The following is a 21717-nucleotide window of genomic DNA, read 5'->3' as shown; positions in this document are numbered from 1 at the left end:
CAGCATCCATAAATTTATAAGTAACAAATTTTAGCTTTTTTAATTGATTTCGTTTTTATTCGATAATGATAAGTATGAAAACGAATACTAACAAAAGTTTTCTCACAATATTACAAAAATTTTTTTGGGATGAGAGTTATAAATCCGAATCAGATATAAACGTTTCAAGAAAAACAATGATGATAAATTATATCATCATTTCTACTACCGTTTATTTATTTTTCTTTGGCTTCCTTGCAATATCACAAAACAATTATCTTGTGGGAGTTACCGATTTTACTGTTCTAATAATAGTTTCCATAGCCCGTGTGGTTTATTTAAAAAATCACAATGAAAAATTATTAAGCTATGTAATAATTAATTTGTTCGGAATCTTTTTAATTTTTTTAATATACAGCAGCGGTGTTAACTTATCTTCTTCTTTGTGGTCATATATTTTTCCAACCGTAATTATGTTTGTTCTTGGAAGAAAAGTCGGCAGAATTTATATAATTGCATTTATAATAATTGTTTGTGTTTTATTTTTTTTCAACATTACAATAAATCAATATTCTATAAACTTTAAACTTAGATTTTTGGGATCTTTTTTAGCGGTTTCTATACTCAGTTACTTTATTGAATTTATACGCGAAAAAACTCAGTTTGAGTTAGAGGAAAAAAACAAAGAAATAGAAAAATCTTTTTCATATTTAGAGCAAAAAGAAAAAGCATTAACCGAACGTGAAAAACATTATAGAACATTATTCGAATGCTCAAATGATGCAATATTTTTAATGGATGGAAGCACATTCATTGATTGTAATCCCAGAACATTAGAAATGTTTGGTTGCGAAAGAAACGAAATTATTGGTCAACCTCCATATAAATTTTCACCCATGTTTCAACCTGATGGAATTTTATCCGAAGAAAAAGCACATTTAAAAATAAATTCTGCTTTAACGGGAAATTCACAAATTTTTGATTGGACGCATTGCAAATTAGATGGAACAGAATTTTTTACGGAAGTTCGATTAGATGCTATTGAATTAAATAATAATAAATTACTTCTTGCAAGTGTTCGAGATATTACAGAAAGGAAAATTGCATCGGACAAATTAAAACTTGCCAAGGAAAATGCTGAAAAATCGGATCGATTAAAATCAGATTTTCTTGCACAAATGTCACACGAAATTCGAACCCCAATTAATACAATTTTAAATTACACTTCTTTGCTGCAAATGGAGTTTGGAGATAAAGTAAGTGAAGACAATTCCGGAAGTTTTAAAGCGATTCAAAAATCATCTCAAAGATTAATACGTACAATAGATTTAATTCTAAATATTTCTGATGTTGAAGCCGGAACTTATGAACCCAATTTTGAAAATCTAAATATTTTGGAAAAAGTTTTGGAACCGGCGGCAAATGAATTTTTTCCCGCTGCGCACAATAAAAATTTATATCTAACATTAACATATCCCAAAAATAAAAATTGCTGCAAAACCAAAATTGATATTTATACAATATACCAAGCTATTTCAAACTTGCTAGATAATTCAATAAAATATACAGATTCTGGCGGAATAAATATTTCCATTGACGATTTTGAGAGAAATTTTATAGTTAAGATTTCTGATACCGGGATTGGAATTAGTAAAGAATATTTACCGCATCTATTTGAAAAATTCAGTCAAGAAGAAAGCGGATACAGCCGAAAATATGAAGGAAATGGTTTAGGTTTATCACTTGTAAAAAAATATTGCGAAATTAATAATATTAACATTTCTGTTCAAAGTGAAAAGGGAGCTGGCACAACGTTTATTCTTGATTTTCACAAGACCGACATTTAGTTTTCACCACCAATTAAAACAAATAGAAAATTTTTATGCAAAACTTTTGGGATGAAAGATATTCAAAAGAAGAATATATATACGGAACCGAACCAAATAAATTTCTTAAAGAAATTTTAACTGAATTAAAACCCGGAAAAATATTATTTCCGGCAGAAGGTGAAGGAAGAAATTCCGCATTTGCCGCAGAACTTGGCTGGGAGGTTTACGCATTTGATTCTTCTAAAATTGCAATTGAAAAAGCTGAAAAACTTTACAAAATAAAAAATATTAAAGTAAATTATTCTTTTAGCACATTAGAAGATTTTACCTGGGAAGAAAATTATTTTGATTGCATCGCTTTAATTTTTGTTCATCCACCGGAAAATTTAAGAAAAATAATTCATCAAAATTTGATTAAATATTTAAGACACGGGGGCTTTTTAATACTGGAAGGTTTTTCTAAAAATCAAATTAAACATAATTCCGGCGGACCAAGAAATTTTGATGTGTTGTTTTCCGAAGAAATAATTAAAACAGATTTTGGATCTCTTAAAGAGGTTGAGCTATATTCGGTGGAAAAAGAAATTTTTGAAGGAAATTACCACAATGGAAAAGTTTCTGTTGTTGATTTGTTGGCTCAAAAGATATAAAGACCTCGCCTCTTAAAATAATTTAAGTAACTCACCCAGACTATTGAATATCTTTGCGCCGGTTTTTTCAAGAGTTTCCAAATTTTGATGACCATTTGCAATTAAAATACAATCGGCGCCAATTTCTTGTGAAACTTCAAAATCGTGAATTGTATCTCCAATCATTAAAGTTTCTCCGTGACCGTTTCCAAGAATTTTCATCAAATTTTTTCCTAAATCCATTTTTCCGGCAGCGTAAATATTATCTAATCCAACAATGTGTGAAAAATATTTCGTTAAATTAAAATGTTCTGCCATTTTTAATAAATTATCTTGTCGGTATGCGGAAAGCAATGATTGCGGAATTCCCCAATCTTTAAATTTTTCGATTGTTTCAATTAAATTTTCATGTAGTGAACATTCAAATTTTCGTTTTTCATATTCATCCATCCATTCTTTACCAACAATTTCAAATGATTCTTTATCAAAATCAAAACCGGCAGAAATGTAGTAATTTATTACCGGAATTGTAAAAATTGATTTATACTTTTCTACACTAATTTCCGGAAGATTTTTTTTTCTAAATAAATTATTTCCAACATCAACACAAAGTTGTAAATCATTAAAAATAGTACCGTTCCAATCCCAAATAACGTGTTTATATTTCTTTAATTGCATTTTTGTATATAATTAAAATTAATTTTGGTTTTTCAAATCTAATCAAATAAACAATTCAATAAAATTATTAGCATAAATTTATTTCAACCAATTTTAAATTAAAAAATTCTTAAAGGGCTCGATAATGTAATAAATTGTAAATTTTATTTTGATTGTTTTGAATGTAATTAAAAAAATATTAGAAAGAGTTTTTAATTGGGGAAAAATATCTCTATATGATAAAACCAAGGATAAGCATAACGATGTTAATGTTAAACTCCATCCTATAAAGTTAAGGTTTCCAGATATTTTAGAACATGAGTTTTTAAATTATTACCATAAAAATGCCGAATTACAAATTAAAATTTCTTCAATTATTGGATCCGTTTTTTTTATTGCATTTTTCCCTTTTGATTTATACTTGGTTCCGCATTTGTTTAATGAGTTTTTTACACTCCGGGTAGTTGTTTCATTATTTATTGTTGGAATTGCATTTACATCAAGCAATCTGAAAAATTCAAAGCTTGCACAAATTCTTTTAAGTACTGCATCAATAATAGTTGGCGCAGTTGACATTTCATTTATTGTTATTGCCTTTCCAAAACTAAACGATTCATATTATGTTGGTATAATTCTAATTTATTTTTGGAGTTATGTTTTTTTAAAACTCAAATATTTTTGGGCAGCGGTGGCGGGTTTTTCAATATTTTTTATTTATGAAATTGTGATAAATTTCATTATTACCCTAGAATCTCAAATTTATTTTATCAGTTCATTTTATTTATTTGCAGCAAACATTGCCGGAATTGGTATTGCATATGCTTTAGAATATTATTCTCGCCGAGAATATTATCAACAATTAATGATTAAAAATACTCATGATTTGAATTTTGATTTAAGTGAAAAAATTAGCGAAAGTAAAAAAGTAATAAGTCAAGCTCAAGAAAAATTAATGCTGCAAAGTAAAGCAATAGAGTCAGCAGCAAACAGTATTTTAATTATTAATAGAGCCGGAAAAATTATTTTCTGCAATTCTGCAACTTCCGATGTAACCGGTTTTCACCACAATGAAATAATTGGAAAAAATCCTAGAATTCTTAAATCCGGAAAACATGATGATTTGTTTTATAAAAATATGTGGAATACTGTTTTAAGTGGTAAAGTTTGGTCGGGTGAAATAATAAATAAAAAGAAAAACGGCGAACTTTATTATGAGGAAATGGTGATAACTCCGGTAAACGGAAATGGTTCAAATAAAATAACTCACTTTGTTGCAATAAAACAAGACATCACATTAAGAAAAAATATGGAAAAAGATTTGTTCGAAAGTGAGAAAAGATTTAGAGGATTGTTTGAAAATGCAACGCGGGGTCTTTATAGAACCACTGAAAACGGCAAAGTATTAATGATGAATAATGCTCTATTTAAAATGCTTGGGTATAATTCATTTGAAGAAATGCAAAACACAGATTTGAATTCAAACGGCTATGTAAATCCCTCAAGAAGAAAAGAATTTATTGATACTGTAAAATCCAACGGTAATATAATAGGATTTGAATCAGAGTGGCGTAAAAAAGACGGATCGAAAATATTTATTTCGGAAAGTGCAAGAAAAGATTTTGATGAATTCGGAAATCTATTTTTTGAAGGAACGGTTGAAGATATTACAAAAAGAAAATTAGCTGAATTGGAATTGCAGCAATCGAAGGAATTACTACAAAAAGTATTTGATAATGTATATAACGCTATTTTTATTCACGATGTTAACGGAAAAGTCCTAAATGTAAATGACAAAGTTTTAAATTTATACAATGTTACAATTTCTCAAGCAAAAAACTTAACAATTCAAGATTTTTCAGATGTTAATAATCCTTTTGAAAAAGTTATCGAAATGTGGAAAAAGGCTTTGTTGGGTGAAACTTTTTTGTTTGAATGGAAAGCAAAAAGACCTTTTAAAAATTTGACTTTTGATGTTGAAGTGTTTCTAACAAAAATATCGATAAATCAAAAGGATTATATTCTTGCAAACGTTAGAGATATTACAGAACAAAAAAGAGCTGAGGAGGCATTAATTTCAGCAAAGGAGATGGCTGAAAAATCTGACAAAACAAAATCTAACTTTTTAGCTGGAATGTCTCATGAAATAAGAACTCCAATAAACACAATTCTAAACTTTATTTCACTTATTAAATCAGACTTGGGAGAAAATATTAATGAAGACACAAAATCCTCTTTTGAAATGATTGATAGTGGAAGCCGAAGATTAATTAGAACCATTGATTCAATAATTAACATGTCACAATTACAAGCAGGTTCATATGAATTGAAACTTGAAGAACTTTCTATAGTAAATTTGATTAGCCCACTTTACCGAGAATTTAAACTTGCTGCCGAACAGAAAAATTTAAAATTCGAGCTAATAATAAACTCTAACAATCCAAATATTAATGCGGATTCATATACCATCACACAATTATTTATAAATCTTATCGATAACGCAATAAAATATACAAAAGTTGGTAGCATCATTATTGAAATTTCTGATGATGGAAATTTCGTGGTTGTAAAAATTTCTGATAGTGGAATTGGAATTTCTGAAGAATTTTTACCAACACTTTTTGAACCATTTTTTCAAGAAGAAATGGGTTATACCAGATCATTTGAAGGAAACGGCTTAGGTCTTGCTTTGGTTAAAAAATATATAGAATTAAATAACGGTATTATTTATGTTGAAAGCAAAAAGGGTATTGGAAGTACATTTACTGTAAAATTATTAAAATCCTCTAAATAAATTTTATATATAACCAAAATAATAGCCAAATTATTATTTGAAACATATATCAAACAAATAGTCCTTGTTTATCTTTTTTAATTTTCGATAAAAACTTTTCGATAGTAATTATTATATAATTTATAGGATTAAAAATGAATGGAATTAGAAGAAATTTAATACTTTGTTTTTTGATTCTTTGTTTATTTACATCATACAATTCTCAAGCACAGACAAATGTTTTTGAAAAAGAATTGGATTTAGAAACATGCATTTCTCACGCATTAAAAAATCATCCAATGAATTCTGTAAACAAAAATTCAATCGGAATTTCTGAATCTCAACTTAATCAAGCAAATTCTGCTTATTGGCCTCAAATAAATTTATCTGCTTCAATTTCTACAATGGATGAAGCGCCCAATTTTATTTTTCCCGCATCAACTTTTAATATTCCTTTGGAAATTCCCGGGCTTGAATTAGGCGGAATAGAAGTTCCTGAACAAGATATTAAATTATTTGATAAAACAATGATTATGGGTTCTCTGGAATTAACTTATCCGCTTTATACCGGTGGATATATTTCTTCATTAATCGGACAAGCGGAAAGTGCTTTGCTGCTTGCTCAAGAAGAAGCAAAGAAAAATGAATTGCAAATAGTTGCCGATGTTAAAAAAAGGTTTTATGCAGTTTATCTTCTTCAAAAACTTACTGAAATTGGTGATGAATCTTTGGCTCGATTAGAAACAACTTTAGAGCTTACAAAAAATTTATATTTAAATGGTTCCGGTACAGTATCAAAAACTGATTTTCTAAAAAATAAAATTCTGGTTGATAATATTCGATCAATAAATTTTTCATTCAAACATAATTTAGAATTAGCTAAATCTGCATTGCTAAATTCTTTGGGTGAAAAATTACAATACAATATTTCCGTTATAAGGGATTCTCTTAAACTCAATAGTGCATATTTAAATTTTGACGAACTGCTTTCTACAGCTTATCAAAACAATCCTACGTGGAAAACCTTAGAAATTGCTCAATCAATTTTTGAAAATAAAGTTGATGAAGCTTTCAGCGGATATTTGCCAAAAGTTGGATTGATGGGTTCTTTAAGTTTACTTGAAAATTCTTACAAATATGGATTAGTTAGCGATAAAAATAAATTTAATTGGACCGTTGGACTTGGAGTGCAAATGCCAATATTTAACGGATTTAGAACATCCGCAGAAGTTGATGAATCAAATTATAAATTGGAGAAAATTAAAAGTCAGAAATTATTATTAGAAAATGGTTTAGAAATTTTGGTTAAAAAAGCATTGGTGGAATTTAATTCTGCTTCCGATCAATTGGCATCGTTAAAATCTGCAATGTATTCTGCAACGGAAAACTGCGAACTAAATGATAGAGCTTATCAAAGTGAACTTGTAGAATTGAGAGATTTGTTGGAAGCTCAATTGTTCGAAGCAATTATGAAAGTTCAATATTATAAGGCACAATTTACTTATTATGAAGCTTTAGCCGAACTTGAGTTTACAATTGGAAAAAATCTGAATTAATTTTTATGAAAAATTCTATTATAAAAATTCTTTTTGTTTTTTTACTTTTTACGGGCGGATTGTTTTCTCAGTCAAAAAGTGTAAAGAATAATTTAAAACCTATTTACGTTGGTTTCTCAATTTCGTTGTTTAACGATGTTGATATTAGAGACGCAACCGCGGCAATTAAAATGTGGGGTGATGAGTTATTAAAAGGTATGGATGCAAAATTCACTCCCGAAACCAATATTTACGAAACGAATGCCGAAATTGTTGAAGCGCTAAATAGTAAAAAAATCGATTTAATTGCTTTGCCTGTTACAGATTATTTAGAAATTAGAAACAAAACAGAAATTGAACCCAATCTAACTACGTTGGTAAACGGAAAACCCGGATATGAATTTATTGTTGTTGTTAGAAAGGATAAAAACTATAAAAAGATAGAAGACTTAAAAAATAAGATAATAAATATTCCTTCAAAAACCGGGGGCGGTTTAATAAAAATATGGTTAACGGTTTTGCTTAATGAAAAAGGAAAGAATTTTGATAAGTTCTTTGCGGAAGTAAGGGAAACCGAAAAGCCCTCAAAATCTTTATTGCCGGTATTTTTCAATCAAATTGATGCCAGCATTGTTCCGGCGGAGTCTTTTTATACTATACTAGAATTAAATCCTCAATTAAAAAATGAACTAACAATTATAGAAAAAAGTCCAATTCTCCTTAATGGAATTATGTGTGTAAGCAAAAATATAGATTCGCCAGTTAAAAAAGCACTTCTTGATGTTTGTGTGAAATTGGAAAAAACTGTTTCCGGAAAACAAATTTTAAACTTATTTAAATCTGAAAATCTTATTCTTTTTGAAGACTCACATCTTAAAAATATTCTTGAATTAACAGAAAAGTATGCAAAAATTAAAAAGAAAAAAATGTAAAAGAATAAATCAAGTTTTTGATTAATGAAAAAGCTTTTTATAAAAAACATATTCTGTATTTATTTTACTATAACTTTATTGCTTTCAATAAACGGTAAAATTTTATTTGCTCAAATTGTTGAAACAAAGTCCGAAGCAAATATTGGAATTACAAAAGAGATGTTTTCCGATGTAAATATTAGAGATGCAAAGGCAATAATAAACTTGTGGGCAAAAATGGTTCATGAAAAGGTTGCGTACAATGTTAAATCATCTTCTTTCATATATGAAGATATGCAACAATTAATAAAGGATATTAATGAAACAAAGGTTGATTATATTTTTTTAAGTACTCCTCAATATTTAAAATATAAATCATCGTTAAAATTAAAACCCTACTATGGAACTTTGATAAATAAACAGAAGTCTTTTGATTTTTATCTTATGATTAGAAACAATAAGAACATTAAATTTTTTAGTGAATTAAAGAATTCCACTATTGCGGTGCAAGGTGGAAGGTTTAAATTGATGGGGGAATTATTTCTTGATTATTTATGTCTTAAAAATGGTGTTACTGAAAAAGAGAAGTTTTTCAAAAAAATTATATATGATGATAATGCTTCAAAAACAATTTTAAGCACTTTTTTTGGAAAAACTGATGCATGTATTGTTACAAACAGCACTTTTGAAATAACTTCAGAAATGAATCCACAGATAAACAATACCTTAAGAATATTTAGTGAGAAAGAAAATTTAGTTAACGATTTGTTCTGTTTCCGAAATGATATTCCGAAAAATGAAGTAGCAAGGGCGATTGGTTTTGGTAATCAAATTGATTCAGATCCAAAATCTTCCCAGGTTTATAAAATATTTAAAATTGATGGGTCTTTTCTATTAAGTGATTCCGATCTGGCTTCAACTTTTGAATTTTGGGAAGACTACAACAAACTTAAAAATAAAAAGAAAAACTAATTTGAATAATTGCATTAAAATATTGTTAAATCTTTTTCTATTGACTTTTATTTTGGTTAATCAAAATAATGAGTCCCTTTTTGCCCAGACAAATATTAAAGTTAATTTTACGTTGGGAATGTCTGTTGATTTATTAGAAGATGTAAATATTAAAGATGCAAAAGTAACACTTGATTTATGGACTAAGTTACTAGCTTCAAATATGAAAGAAATTGAAAAGCTTGACGTAATATTTATTAACAATGATGATGAGCTGCTAAAAGCGGCAAATAAAGAATTGGTTGATATTCTATATATTAGTTCTTTGCAATATTTAAAAAATACAGGGAATTTAAATATTGTTCCGCTTGTAAAAACACATATAGATGAAAATGTCTTTTATGATATTGTAATTTGTTCATACAAAGGATCCAATGTTAATGATTTTCTTTCTATGAAAGATAAAAAGATTTTAGTTCAGGGCGGAAAGTATAAAAAGATAAATGAACTTTGGCTTGATTTACTTTGTTTACAAAATGGAATAGCTGATAGAAACAAATTTTTTAGAAAAGTAGAGTTCACAGAAAAGCCATTACAGACTGTGCTTCCGGTTTTCTTAAAGAAAACGGATCTTTGTCTGGTAAATAGTGGTTCGTTGGAACTTTTATCAGAAATGAATCCGCAGATTCCAAAATCTTTAGAAATACTCTTTAAAAGAACTCGTTTGACAAATGATCTTATTTGCGTAAACAAAAATTTAACTGAGGAAAATCGGAAATTAATTCTAAATTTTTCTATTAACCATAAAAAATTGCCAAAAACCGACCAGGTTTACAAAATATTTAAAACCTTTGGTGCTTCGGAGGTAAAAGAATCTGATTTAAATGGTATAAGATCGCTATTTAATGAATATCAAGATCTGGTAAAGAAAAAACAACGCTGATTATGAAAAACAGAAAAACAATATTCTTTAGAATAACATTTCTTTCTTGGTTGTTAATTATTGTAACGCTTGCCATTTTTATTTTTTCAACTATTCCGTTTCAAAAGCAAATGTTGATTGAAAGAATGAACACCGAGGCAAGAGATATTGCTTCTTCAATTAGTCAAGTTACAGCAACTGCAATTATTTCAGAGGATTATAGTTTTGCTCTGGAACATTGTTTAACTGTGGTTCAAGAAAGTAAATCAATTCAATATACAATAATTACAAAGAAAGACGGATTTTCTCTTAAAATCCTTGATTCTGGTTGGAGTATGGATACTTTAAATGGAATGTGGGTTGAAGAAAGCATTGATAGTTTGCGCGGTAAGTTTATTTTTGAACCAATGTTGAATGAAGAAATATTTTATTATAAATATCCTTTCAGCTACTCAGGAATTGAATGGGGTTGGATTCATATTGGATTAAGCTTAACAAACTATACTGATGGCATAAAACAAATTTATTTAAGAACTTTTACTTCCTCGCTTGTCGCCATTTTAATTGGTTTATTTGCATCAATTTTTATTGCGAGAAAAATTAGCAAACCAATACACCATCTAAATGAAGTTACGAAAAAAGTTACACAAGGAAATTTGTCTGTCCGTTCAGAAATTAAATCCGGAGATGAGCTTGAAGGGTTGTCTGAATCTTTTAATAAAATGACAGAAGCCTTGGGTGAGGCGCAGACCAATCTTGAGAAAAAAGTGTTGGAGCGTACGGCTGAATTGGCGGAATCCAATATTGCCTTGGAAAAAGAAATTTCAGTTAGAAAAAAGGGGGAACAACTTCTACAAACTTCATTAAGTGAAAAAGAAGTTTTGCTTAAAGAAATTCACCATCGTGTTAAAAATAATTTGCAAATTATTTCAAGTTTACTTTATCTTCAAAGTAAAAAATTTGAAAATGAAGAAATTCAAACTATATTTAAAGACAGTCAAACTCGCGTGAAATCAATGTCCTTGGTGCATGAAAAACTTTATCAATCAAAAACACTTTCTCATATTGATTTCAAAGAGTATATTCAAAATTTGACAAGTTACATTTTTAGTTCATATAAAAATAATGGGCGCATAAGAACTATTGTTGAATCGGAAGAAATTAAGTTAAATATTGATACCGCTGTTCCGTGTGGTTTGATTTTAAATGAAATAGTTTCAAACTCCATGAAATATGCTTTTCCGGAACATCACAAAGTTGAAAAACCAAGAATTATTGTTTCGTTAAAAAAACTTGATGAGTTAAAATATAATTTAACAATCGCCGATAATGGAATTGGATTGCCTTCTGATTTTGAAAAAAGAACTTCAAAATCACTTGGTTTTCAGCTTATAAATAGTTTGGTAAATCAAATTGAAGGCTCGCTTCAAATAAATACTGTAAACGGAACCGAATATAAAATTAATTTTATTGATAGAAATAAAATAAGAACTAAAGAAACATGAATAAGCCCAAAATTTTAATTGTTGAGGACGAGAGCATTGTTTCTCTTGAAATACAAAGCCGACTTGAAGATTTGGGCTATGCCGTTTCCGATGCCGTTTTCAGCGGTGAAGATGCAATTCAATCTGTAGAAAAAATTTTACCAGATTTAATTTTGATGGACATTAATTTGCGTAGCGATTTAGACGGAATTGAAACTTCAAAACAAATTAGAGAAAAATATAATGTTCCAATAATTTATATGACTGCTTATTCTGATGATGAAACTCTTCAGCGAGCAAAAGTTTCTTCACCATATGCTTTTATAATAAAACCAATTGAAGTCCGTGAGCTTCACACATCTATTGAAATTGCTTTGTTCAAATCTTCAATGGAAAAAAAACTAATTGAAAGTGAAAAAAGATTTAGAAGTTTGTTTGAAAATGCTACTCTTGGACTTTATAGAACTTCTATTTGCGGCAAACTTTTAATGGCAAACAATGCATTAAAAAATATGCTTGGATACGATTCTGACGAAGAAATTGAAGCGAAAAATTCTGTTGGTTCCGGATATGTTAATCCTAAAAGAAGAGACGAATTTATAGAACTTCTTAATAAAAACGGAAATATTGTTGGTTTTGAATCCGAATGGAAAAGAAAAGATGGCTCAATAATTTACATTTCTGAAAGTGCCCGCAAAGATATTGATGAAAATGGAAATGTTATTTTTGAAGGAACCGTTGAAGATATTACCAAAAGAAAAATTGCAGAAAATAATTTAAAAGAATCCGAGGAAATTTTATCTACCGTTTTTAACAGCGGATATAATGGAATTATAATACATGATCTTGACGGAAAAATTATAAAAGTTAATGAGAGAGTTTTAAGCTTTCATAATATTACAATTGAGCAAGCGCTTAAATTAAATATTTCAGATATTGTAAAAAGTCCTTCCAATTTAGAAAAATTAAGATCCGAATGGAAAAATGTATTAAATGGCGAAAACAAAGTAATTGAAATTAAAACAAATTCCTTAAAAGATTCTCAACTTTACGATATTGAAATTTATTTAACAAAATTATCCATAAAAGAAAATAATTACATTCTTGCAAATCTTAGAAATATTACTGAGCAAAAAAGATCAAACAATACTTTAATACGAACAAAGGAAATTTTAAGAAAAGTTTTTGATAATGTTTACAATGCAATATTTATTCATGATGTTAATGGAGAAATAATTGATGTAAATGATAAAGTTTTAAGTATGTATAACCTCAGCAAGAATGAAGCTTTATCAATGAATATAAGCCAAATATCAAGCGATGATAGTCCGATGGACAAAGCTTTAGAATATTGGAGAAGTGTTGTTGCCGGAGAAAATCAACTTTTTGAGTGGAAAGCAAAAAGACCGAAAGAAAATTTTGAGTTTCCCGTAGAAGTTTTTCTAACAAAAATTTCAATTGATAATAATGATTTCATTCTTGCAAATGTTAGAGATATTACTTATCAAAAACTGGCTCAAAAAAAACTTGTAACAACACAAATGGCTGTTGAAATGGGTAGTTCTCCTATATTTTTCATAAATAAAAAAGCAGAGATTACATATGTTAATAATGCTGCTGTAAAAATGTTGGGTTATTCGTTTGAAGAACTTACAAAAATGAAAGTCCCCGATCTTGATCCAAACTGGAATCAAGATTTTTGGGATAATGTCGGATATCCGAGATTGGTTGAACTTGGTTCTGATCAATTCGAAACTTCACAAATTTCGAAAAGTGGAGAAACTATTCCAATTGAAGTAAGCTCTACAATTATTTTTTCTGAAGGTGAAGAAATTGTTGTTGCCATAATAACAAATTTAACAGAAAGAAAACGGGCAGCGGATTCTCTAATTTCTGCAAAAGAAAGTGCGGAAAAATCTAACCGACTAAAAACCGAATTTCTTGCAAGCATGTCGCATGAAATTAGAACTCCGGTTAATACAATTTTAAGCTACAGCTCTTTACTAAAAGATGAATTATATGATTTAAACTTATTTCAATTCGAAGATATTTTCCGATCAATTTCTATAGGCGGACAAAGACTTATTAGAACAGTTGATTCAATTTTAAATATGTCGCAAATGCAAACCGGAACTTATGAAGTAATTGTACAACGTCTAAATTTAAATGAAGAAGTTTTATATCCATTATTTGATGAATTTAAAATTGATGCTGTAAACAAAGGGTTACAATTACACTTAGAAAGAAACAGCAATAATTCTTTTATAAACGGTGATTCATATTCTGTAGGACAACTTTTTACTAACTTAATTGATAATGCAATTAAGTATACAAATCAAGGTGAGATTATAATAAAATCATACAACTTAGATGATAATAAATTATATGTTGATGTTACCGATACTGGTATTGGAATTTCCGATGAATTTCTCACACAAATATTTAATCCCTTTACGCAAGAAACACAAGGTTACTCAAGAAAATTTGAGGGAAACGGTTTAGGACTTGCGCTCGTAAAAAAATACTGTTCGCTAAACAATGCAGAAATTTTTATTAAAAGTAAAAAAGGAAAAGGAAGCACATTTACCGTAAAATTTAACTGCGCAGATTAGTGTTCCTCGCCGAAATTTTTTTCACCGGCTGTAATTTTAACTCTTAATTTATTTTCATCTGTTGGCAGTGGACATGTTGCAAATTTTGTAAATGCACAAGGCGGAATATAAGATTTGTTAAAATCAATAATTACATTATTATTAGAATCTGGCTTTTCAACAACTAAAAATCTTCCAGCGCCATAAGTTTCTTCTCCGCTTGTTAAATCTGCAAAAACTAAAAATAATTTTTCTCCGGCTGATGTTGGCTCAAGAAAATATTCCTTTTCATCGATTTTTAAATTCAATTTTCCCGGCGAAATTTCTTTTTCAATCGTTCCAATAATTGTGGGAATTTCAACTTCTTTTGGTTTTTCGTACGGAATAAATTTTGCAGTAATTTTCCAATTTTCATCAATTGGAAATCTTTCAATTCCACTGAAATTTTTTACAAGATCTGAATTTAAATCTCTTAATCGAATTCCATATTTTTCATCACGTTTGATAATAAACCATTTTAAAGAGCCCGATTCTAAAATTGTTGGATTTCCGCTCAAATCAATTTTCATAACAATCTTATCAACTTTTTTTCCATCAGAAAAAACATTTACATTCGGATTACTTTCAAATAAAATTTTTGAATCATTTTTAATAAATTTTCCAATTTCGGTAGGAGAATTTTTCGGAAAAATTATTTTATTATTTTCACCAGAACCAAAAGAATTTTCTCCATCTTGAAGCCAGAAAAGTCCAACCAAATTAAGCCATCCGGTTTCTTTTTTTAAATTTTCAATTCTCTTTTTATGCCAATCTTCAATTTCCTTTTTATATTCTGCGGAAATCGGTTTGATATTTTTTTCGGATTTGCATGAACAAAAAATAATTATTGAAGTAAAAATTATTATTAAAATTGATTTCACAAATTCCTCAAATTATTTGTATGAACAATAACAGATAAATATTTGAAATATTACAATTTGTCACTCGAAAAAAAATAATAGAGATATTTTACCAGAAAACACCTCGAGTTTCAGAATGAAAAGTTAGGTTGTCTCTAAAGTATTTCGTGAGACATCTCAAACAAAATTTATTAGAAAGCTATTCAAATAAAAACACTGAGATTCTAAATGAAAATCCCGGCTCAGTAAATGAAAACAATATCTATGATTATAAAAAAGCCATCTTTTTAAAAGACGGCATCATTATTAATTTCACTTTACGAATTCTACAAAAACAAATTTTAATTTTTTACAACTTCCGTTCTGTTATCAATTCCAAACAAATCATACGGTTTTTTACTAAAATTTTCATCGAAAAGAAAAACTGTTATTATGATATATGCTACAAATCCCAACACAATAGCTAAATGCACAAAATTAGTTTTTTGGATTTCGTGACGATCTTTAATTTCGCAAACTTCACCGGGGCAATATTGAACTTTATCTTTGAATAACATCGGATAGAATTTACATCCCAAACAAATTCCAAACGCAGATTCGAAAAACAAAAAGATTAAACAAATTAAGCAAATCATTCCGGTAATTGGACTATAAGAATTTACTATTACTTGCAAAGCTAACATTATAATTCCAAGAGCAATTCCAATATACCAAGCAAATTTTTTCTGAACCGCTCCAACATATTCGGGAGTTTGATTTTTTACAACCCATCTTCCAATAATTAATGTTGGTGAAAATTTTGGATTTATAAACACTCGGATAACCATATCCGTAAGAAAAATAACAATTGCATATTTTAGCAATGTAAAATCTGCTGTAAAAATCACTTTTAAAATTGCTATAAACATTAATACGAAAAGAATTCCAGCCGCAGCTCTAATTTCTCTTTCATTTAAAACTCGGATATTGTAACCCTTTACATCCTCACCAAATTGGATAATTTTGCTCATAATTTTTCTTTCATAATTATTTAAGGATTTTGTGTTTTATTTGACGTTAATTTTAACTAAAAGTTTTGATATAAAAAAACCCAACTTCTTTTGGAAATTGGGTTTTTGAAAATAAACTAAATTATTTTCCTAAAGTTGTTCCTTCTGCACGCAAATCTTTTACCGCTTCAATTACTCTATTTTTCATCGATTCTTCCGCTTTCTTTAAATAACTTCTTGGATCATAATGTTTTTTATTTCCAACTTCACCATCAATTTTAAGAACACCGTCATAATTTCTTAACATGTGTTCAGCTATTGGTCGAGTAAAAGCATATTGCGTATCGGTATCAACATTCATTTTAACAACGCCATATTCTAATGTTTCTCTAATTTCTTCCAAACTTGAACCGCTTCCGCCGTGGAAAACCAAATCAAAAGAAGCCGCTTCTCCGTATTTTGCAACAACCGCGTCTTGACCTTGTTTCAAAATAATTGGTTTTAGTTTTACATTACCTGGTTTGTAAACGCCGTGAACATTGCCAAAAGTTGCGGCAAACATATACCGCGCACCTTTAACTTCAGATAATCTTTCATAAACGTATAACATATCTTCTGGAGTTGTGTAAAGTTTTGATGCTGGAGCGCCTTCGTTATTTACACCATCTTCTTCACCGCCAACAACGCCAGCTTCAACTTCTAAAATAATTCCTAATTCACTGCATTCTTTTAACAAACCAACTGCAACATCCATATTTTCTTTTAATGGTAGTTCAGAACCATCAAACATGTGCGAGTTGAATAATGGTTTTTCTCCGTTTGCAACTCTTTTTCGTGATTCTTCAATAAGCGGTTTTAAGAAAGAATCAACTTTTTTTGCTTGGCAATGATCAGTGTGAAGAGCAACATTTATATCATATTGTTCTGCAATGAAATGTACATGACGCGCAATAGATATTGCTCCTAAAGCAGCATTTTTAACTGCTAAACCAGAAGCAAACTCGCCGCCGCCGGTGCTAACTTGAATAATTCCATCAGATTTTGTTTCAGCTAAAGCTTGTAAAACTGCATTTGCAGAAGATTCTGAAACAACATTAATTGCCGGATACGCAAATTTATTTTTCTTAGCATTATCAAGCATTTGGCAATATTTCTTAAAATCAACGACTGGCATTTCTAATCTCCAAATAATTATTGTATAAAAATTTTTTACAATCGTAAATTTAATTAATTTTTTGCTCAACTTGTTGTTTCATTTTAAATAAAAGTTAAATTGTATTATCTTTTACTGGATAATTATTTACCGAGGTGAATAAATGAACAACTGGAATTTACATGGTAAAAAAGCTTTAATTACAGGCGGAACAAAAGGTATTGGTCTTGCAATTGCAGATGAATTTTTAAAGCTTGGTGCAGATATTTTTATTGTAGCACGCACAAAAAATTTACTTAAAGAAAAATTAGCTCAATGGAGCAAACACGGTTATGTAGTTTTAAGTTCATCAAAAGATTTAAGTAATCCAAATGATAGAAATGAATTAGTAAACGAAGTTAAAAATCATTGGGAAAATTTAGATTTTTTAATAAACAATGTTGGTACAAACATTCGCAAAAAAACAATTGATTTTACAATTGAAGAATATGAAAAAGTAATAAACACAAATTTGATTTCAACTTTTGAATTATCTCGACTTTTTTATCCAATGTTGAAAAAATCTGAAAATTCAAGTGTTGTAAATATTACTTCTGTTGCTGGATTAACCCATCTGCGAACCGGCTCACCTTATGCAATGACAAAAGCAGCAATGGTTCAATTAACAAAAAATTTAGCAGTTGAATGGGCAGAAGTTAATATTCGTGTAAACGCAATAGCTCCTTGGTATATTGATACTCCGCTTGTTGAAAATTTAATGAAAGATGAAGAATATTTGAAAGCTGTAATTGAAAGAACTCCGATGAAAAGAATTGGTAAACCGGAAGAAGTTGCATCGCTTGCGGCATTTTTGTGTATGGATAAGGCTTCTTATATAACCGGACAAACAATTGCTGTAGATGGCGGTTTTACAATTTATGGATTTTAATTTCTTTCACAAATATAAATGTTTTGTACTTAATCATAATCTTAATCTTTTTCTTACTTAGTTTTAAGATTGCAAACCAAGAAGATTAGGATTAAGAATAAGAGTAAGATTAAGAAGTTTAAATAGTAAATAGAGAATTATGTTATTAAATAAATTTGTCATTTCGTTTTTATTGTTTTTGAGAAATACCGGAATCTGTGTTAAAAAATATTTAATAAAATAAATAATTATTCGGAAAACTCTTAATCTTAATCTTTTTCTTACTCAGTTTTAAGATTGCAAACCAAGAAGATTAGGATTAAGAATAAGAGTAAGATTAAGAAAAGGAAAAAGGGTAACAATGATTGAATGTGTAGTATTTGATTTAGACGGAACACTTGTAAATTCTCATGAAAATATTTACAAGGCTGCAGTTAAAACTTTAGAAAAATTGAATTTACAAACCAATATCGATAGAGAAATATTTTACAATTTATTGGGTCATCATTTTAAAGATATTTTTGAAGGATGCAATATTTACGTTCCCGACGTTGAACTTTTTATTAAGGAATATAAAAAACTTTACTTTGATTTTATTGATGATTCGCATTTATACAACAATGCAGAAAATTTATTTCAAGAATTAAAATCGCAAAATATTAAAACCGGATTGCTTACCACAAAAGCACAGGATCAAGCGGAAAATATTTGTAATCATTTTGGAATAACAAAATATTTGGATGTTATTGAAGGACGAAAAATTGGAATTCAGATTAAACCGGCTCCGGATCAATTCTTTAAAATTTGTGATGAAGTTAAAGCAAATCCAAAAAATTCTTTAATGGTTGGGGATACGGAATTAGATATACTTTGCGGAAAAAATGCCGGAGCCAAAACCGCAGTTGTTGCTTATGGATATAGAAAATTGGAAGAATTAAAAACTTACAATCCGGATTATTTTATAAATGATTTGATAGAAATAATTAATATAATTTAGTTTATAAATAATGTAATTTTTGGAAATAAAAACTCTCTAAAAAATAAAAAAATATGCCGTTCGCTATTAAAGTAATTCTTGTTTTGCTTTCTGTAATAATTCTTGAAATTTACTTTGTAAAAAAAGTAGTAAGTTCAATAAAGTTTTTATTTCCTAAAATTTCTGAAAAGAAAATAAAAATAGTAAAATGGTTTTTTTTAACAATCGTTAACATTTATCCAATAATTGCAATTTTTGCATGGATTTACGTTTTCATCAATAAAATCGGTTACTTCCAGCCGCCGGAAAATATTTTTTTCGATTATTTTGTTCTTTATCCGTTTTGGGTTGGAACAATGATAATTGTTCAAGCGACATTGTTTTTTCTAATTATAGAAATACTTCATCTGTTAAGTTTACCTTTTATCAAAAATGTTAAATCAAAAATTATTTATGTAAAATCCTTACTTTTTTTCCTCATATTTATTTGTGCATTAATTTACGTTCCTTCAAGAATTGTTTATGATTACAACGCAGTTGATATAAATGAAATAAAATTCACGAAAGCAAATTTGCCTAAAAGTTTAGATGGATTTAAGATTGCATTTATTTCAGATATTCAAGCAGATAGATATACCGATGAAAAAAGATTGTCAAATTTTTTTGAAAAAGTTAATGCTACAAATCCAGATTTAATTTTAATGGCTGGTGATATGATTACCAGCACGCCGGATTTTATTGAACTTTCTGCAAATCAGTTAAGTAAACTGAAATCTAAATATGGAATTTTCACATGTGTTGGTGATCATGATAATTGGGCTTATCGTGGTGATAATGAAAGAAGTTTAAGCGAAGTTACAAATGCATTATCTAAAGTTAATATTCCAATGATTGATAATAACAAATTAATTTTGGGAATAAAAAATGCAAATCTTGAAGTAACATTTGTTACTAACACTTACGTTGAAACAATTTCGGAAAACACTTTAGATTTGATAACTTCAAACAATTCCAACGCAGATTTGAGAATATTTCTTACACATCAGCCAATGGAATTTTTGGTTAAAAAAGCGCATGAAAAAAATTATGATTTATTTTTAGCGGGACACACGCACGGCGGACAAATTACATTTCTGTTTCCTTTTCAAAATCTTTCACCAACAATGATTGAAACTCCGTATATGCGAGGTGAATTTAAATTTGAAAATATGTTAATGATTGTTACAAAAGGTTTGGGAATGTCACTTGCTCCCGTAAGATATAATTCAACTCCGGAAGTTTCTGTTATTAAATTAGAAAGTAAAAAATAGTTTGAAAATAGATTGGAGTTAGAAATGGTTAATAAAAATATTAATTGGATAAATCACTTTATAGAATTAATAGTTGTTTTTATTGGCATAACGGCAGCATTTGCTTTAAATAATTGGAATGAGGGTAGAAAGGATAAAGAATTAGAAGTAAAATATTTAAAAAGTATCATTGAAGAAACTAACGCAAATATTCAAAATTTAGAAAAAGAAATTAAATCCACGGAACAAGATTCAATGCATAATAAAAGTGCTATCGATTTAATTAAATCAAACAAATTTAATGTTCAAAATTTGTTTTCACACATTGGAACAATGGGGAATATTTCACAAATAAATACCATTTCTGCAGCATTTGAGTCGATTAAATATTCCGGTGGGTTTGAGGCAATATCAAACTTAAATTTGAAAAATCTTATTATTGAAACCTATGAACTTTATAAAAAAATACCTTTTATAGAAAATATAACAATTAAGTTTCTTGACAAATATTGGACCGAATATGTTATAGACAAAATAGATTTATCAAAAAATTTTACCTACGAAAACCTAAAAGTAGATAGAAAACTAAAAAACATTATAATTGGTTTTAGGATAACAATTATACAACAATTAACAACATACAAAGAAACTTTACAAAAATGTAAAGAATTAAAAATTGCATTGGAAAAAGAATTAAATTAATTTTTGATAACAATACTTTTTAGGAGATCTAAATGAAAAAAATAATTTATGTATTTGTTGTTTTGGTTGCATTTATATTAAGTGCAAATATTTATGCTCAAAAAGAAAAAGTTGAAGGATTATGGAAAACTATCGATGACGAAACCGGTCAGCCAAAATCTGTTGTTAAGGTTTATGTAAAAGACGGAAAAGTATTCGGTGATATTGTTAAACTATTTAGAAAAGCCGGCGAAGATCCCGATCCAATTTGTGATAAGTGTGATGACGATGATTCGAGAAAAAATAAAAAAATACTGGGAATGACAATTATAACCGATATGGAAAAAGGAGATGATGGAGTTTGGGAAGATGGAGAAATTCTTGACCCCAAAAAAGGTAAAGTTTACGATTGCAAACTTTGGGTTGAAAATGGAAAATTGCAAGTCCGCGGATATGTTTTATTTTTCCACAGAACGCAAGAATGGTTAAAGTATGAAGGTGAAATTTAAATTTATAATTAAGCAAAGATCACATCTTTTCTTTTTCGAGACGGATCTTTAATAAT

18 protein-coding genes are annotated in these 21717 nt (G+C 28.6%); 14 read left to right on the top strand and 4 right to left on the bottom strand.

The features are described from left to right. Positions 1 to 74 precede the first annotated feature (74 nt). The gene (locus tag IPM32_04720) at positions 75 to 1826 is read left to right on the top strand and encodes a PAS domain-containing sensor histidine kinase (protein ID MBK8944558.1); all 1752 of its coding nucleotides are present in this window, start codon (positions 75 to 77) and stop codon (positions 1824 to 1826) included. A 35-nt stretch (positions 1827 to 1861) separates the two neighbouring features. After that, positions 1862 to 2458, top strand: a complete 597-nt coding sequence (locus tag IPM32_04715; GenBank protein MBK8944557.1) for a class I SAM-dependent methyltransferase — start codon at positions 1862 to 1864, stop codon at positions 2456 to 2458. Positions 2459 to 2470: 12 nt separating this feature from the next. Here IPM32_04715 and IPM32_04710 read toward each other — a convergent pair whose 3' ends face one another. Next, positions 2471 to 3115 (bottom strand): HAD family hydrolase, encoded by a 645-nt coding sequence (locus tag IPM32_04710; GenBank protein ID MBK8944556.1) that lies wholly within the window; start codon positions 3113 to 3115, stop codon positions 2471 to 2473. A gap of 157 nt (positions 3116 to 3272) precedes the next feature. Between IPM32_04710 and IPM32_04705 the strand changes: the two genes are divergently transcribed. The 7 genes from IPM32_04705 to IPM32_04675 all read left to right on the top strand — a co-directional run bounded on the left by IPM32_04705 (position 3273) and on the right by IPM32_04675 (position 14279). Continuing rightward, complete coding sequence (locus tag IPM32_04705) at positions 3273 to 5885, top strand: PAS domain S-box protein (GenBank protein ID MBK8944555.1); 2613 nt, start codon at positions 3273 to 3275, stop codon at positions 5883 to 5885. 134 nt (positions 5886 to 6019) lie between these two features. Continuing rightward, positions 6020 to 7420, top strand: coding sequence for a TolC family protein (locus IPM32_04700; protein ID MBK8944554.1), 1401 nt, complete (start codon positions 6020 to 6022; stop codon positions 7418 to 7420). Positions 7421 to 7425: 5 nt separating this feature from the next. After that, on the top strand, positions 7426 to 8331 hold the full coding sequence (locus tag IPM32_04695; protein ID MBK8944553.1) for a PhnD/SsuA/transferrin family substrate-binding protein: 906 nt from the start codon (positions 7426 to 7428) through the stop codon (positions 8329 to 8331). Positions 8332 to 8355: 24 nt separating this feature from the next. Next, positions 8356 to 9282 carry a PhnD/SsuA/transferrin family substrate-binding protein gene (locus IPM32_04690; protein ID MBK8944552.1) on the top strand — a complete coding sequence of 309 codons (927 nt, stop codon included), beginning with the start codon at positions 8356 to 8358 and terminating at the stop codon, positions 9280 to 9282. A gap of 52 nt (positions 9283 to 9334) precedes the next feature. Continuing rightward, a complete protein-coding gene (locus tag IPM32_04685) occupies positions 9335 to 10204 on the top strand; it encodes a PhnD/SsuA/transferrin family substrate-binding protein (GenBank protein ID MBK8944551.1) in 870 nt (289 codons plus the stop codon). A 2-nt stretch (positions 10205 to 10206) separates the two neighbouring features. Continuing rightward, positions 10207 to 11688 (top strand): HAMP domain-containing protein, encoded by a 1482-nt coding sequence (locus IPM32_04680; protein MBK8944550.1) that lies wholly within the window; start codon positions 10207 to 10209, stop codon positions 11686 to 11688. Beyond that, positions 11685 to 14279 (top strand): PAS domain S-box protein, encoded by a 2595-nt coding sequence (locus tag IPM32_04675; GenBank protein MBK8944549.1) that lies wholly within the window; start codon positions 11685 to 11687, stop codon positions 14277 to 14279. The genes IPM32_04680 and IPM32_04675 overlap by 4 nt, the downstream gene beginning before the upstream one ends. On the opposite strand, the gene IPM32_04670 is transcribed toward IPM32_04675, so the two are convergent. From IPM32_04670 to fbaA, 3 genes are all read right to left on the bottom strand, one after another. Further along, on the bottom strand, positions 14276 to 15178 hold the full coding sequence (locus IPM32_04670; protein MBK8944548.1) for a DUF1684 domain-containing protein: 903 nt from the start codon (positions 15176 to 15178) through the stop codon (positions 14276 to 14278). The genes IPM32_04675 and IPM32_04670 overlap by 4 nt on opposite strands. A 320-nt stretch (positions 15179 to 15498) precedes the next feature. Further along, positions 15499 to 16167, bottom strand: a complete 669-nt coding sequence (locus IPM32_04665) for a DUF4395 domain-containing protein (GenBank protein MBK8944547.1) — start codon at positions 16165 to 16167, stop codon at positions 15499 to 15501. Between the two features lie 121 nt (positions 16168 to 16288). Continuing rightward, on the bottom strand, positions 16289 to 17320 hold the full coding sequence (gene fbaA, locus IPM32_04660; protein MBK8944546.1) for a class II fructose-bisphosphate aldolase: 1032 nt from the start codon (positions 17318 to 17320) through the stop codon (positions 16289 to 16291). Between the two features lie 142 nt (positions 17321 to 17462). Between fbaA and IPM32_04655 the strand changes: the two genes are divergently transcribed. From IPM32_04655 to IPM32_04635, 5 genes are all read left to right on the top strand, one after another. Continuing rightward, a complete protein-coding gene (locus IPM32_04655; GenBank protein MBK8944545.1) occupies positions 17463 to 18227 on the top strand; it encodes an SDR family oxidoreductase in 765 nt (254 codons plus the stop codon). Positions 18228 to 18567: 340 nt separating this feature from the next. After that, positions 18568 to 19203, top strand: coding sequence for an HAD family hydrolase (locus tag IPM32_04650; protein ID MBK8944544.1), 636 nt, complete (start codon positions 18568 to 18570; stop codon positions 19201 to 19203). A 53-nt stretch (positions 19204 to 19256) separates the two neighbouring features. Continuing rightward, entirely contained in the window at positions 19257 to 20492 is a 1236-nt protein-coding gene (locus IPM32_04645) for a metallophosphoesterase (GenBank protein MBK8944543.1), read from the top strand. Between the two features lie 24 nt (positions 20493 to 20516). Further along, positions 20517 to 21173, top strand: coding sequence for a hypothetical protein (locus IPM32_04640; GenBank protein MBK8944542.1), 657 nt, complete (start codon positions 20517 to 20519; stop codon positions 21171 to 21173). A gap of 32 nt (positions 21174 to 21205) precedes the next feature. Further along, positions 21206 to 21661: a DUF2147 domain-containing protein gene (locus tag IPM32_04635; GenBank protein MBK8944541.1), complete on the top strand. Its 456-nt coding sequence runs from the start codon at positions 21206 to 21208 to the stop codon at positions 21659 to 21661. Positions 21662 to 21717 lie beyond the last annotated feature (56 nt).

It is taken from the genome of Ignavibacteriota bacterium (genome assembly GCA_016716225.1).
GTDB lineage: Bacteria > Bacteroidota > Ignavibacteria > Ignavibacteriales > Melioribacteraceae.
This window is presented reverse-complemented; position numbering and strand designations above follow the sequence as displayed.

What these genes read in the sequence shown, in the direction of transcription:
- IPM32_04655 (MBK8944545.1), top strand. Translation starts at nt 17,463, where the DNA reads ATGAACAACTGGAATTTACATGGTAAAAAAGCTTTAATTACAGGCGGA.
- IPM32_04715 (MBK8944557.1), top strand. Translation starts at nt 1,862, where the DNA reads ATGCAAAACTTTTGGGATGAAAGATATTCAAAAGAAGAATATATATAC.
- IPM32_04695 (MBK8944553.1), top strand. Translation starts at nt 7,426, where the DNA reads ATGAAAAATTCTATTATAAAAATTCTTTTTGTTTTTTTACTTTTTACG.
- IPM32_04665 (MBK8944547.1), bottom strand. Translation starts at nt 16,167, where the DNA reads ATGAGCAAAATTATCCAATTTGGTGAGGATGTAAAGGGTTACAATATC.
- IPM32_04640 (MBK8944542.1), top strand. Translation starts at nt 20,517, where the DNA reads ATGGTTAATAAAAATATTAATTGGATAAATCACTTTATAGAATTAATA.
- IPM32_04680 (MBK8944550.1), top strand. Translation starts at nt 10,207, where the DNA reads ATGAAAAACAGAAAAACAATATTCTTTAGAATAACATTTCTTTCTTGG.
- IPM32_04720 (MBK8944558.1), top strand. Translation starts at nt 75, where the DNA reads ATGAAAACGAATACTAACAAAAGTTTTCTCACAATATTACAAAAATTT.
- IPM32_04710 (MBK8944556.1), bottom strand. Translation starts at nt 3,115, where the DNA reads ATGCAATTAAAGAAATATAAACACGTTATTTGGGATTGGAACGGTACT.
- IPM32_04650 (MBK8944544.1), top strand. Translation starts at nt 18,568, where the DNA reads ATGATTGAATGTGTAGTATTTGATTTAGACGGAACACTTGTAAATTCT.
- IPM32_04675 (MBK8944549.1), top strand. Translation starts at nt 11,685, where the DNA reads ATGAATAAGCCCAAAATTTTAATTGTTGAGGACGAGAGCATTGTTTCT.
- IPM32_04635 (MBK8944541.1), top strand. Translation starts at nt 21,206, where the DNA reads ATGAAAAAAATAATTTATGTATTTGTTGTTTTGGTTGCATTTATATTA.
- fbaA (MBK8944546.1), bottom strand. Translation starts at nt 17,320, where the DNA reads ATGCCAGTCGTTGATTTTAAGAAATATTGCCAAATGCTTGATAATGCT.
- IPM32_04700 (MBK8944554.1), top strand. Translation starts at nt 6,020, where the DNA reads ATGAATGGAATTAGAAGAAATTTAATACTTTGTTTTTTGATTCTTTGT.
- IPM32_04645 (MBK8944543.1), top strand. Translation starts at nt 19,257, where the DNA reads ATGCCGTTCGCTATTAAAGTAATTCTTGTTTTGCTTTCTGTAATAATT.
- IPM32_04690 (MBK8944552.1), top strand. Translation starts at nt 8,356, where the DNA reads ATGAAAAAGCTTTTTATAAAAAACATATTCTGTATTTATTTTACTATA.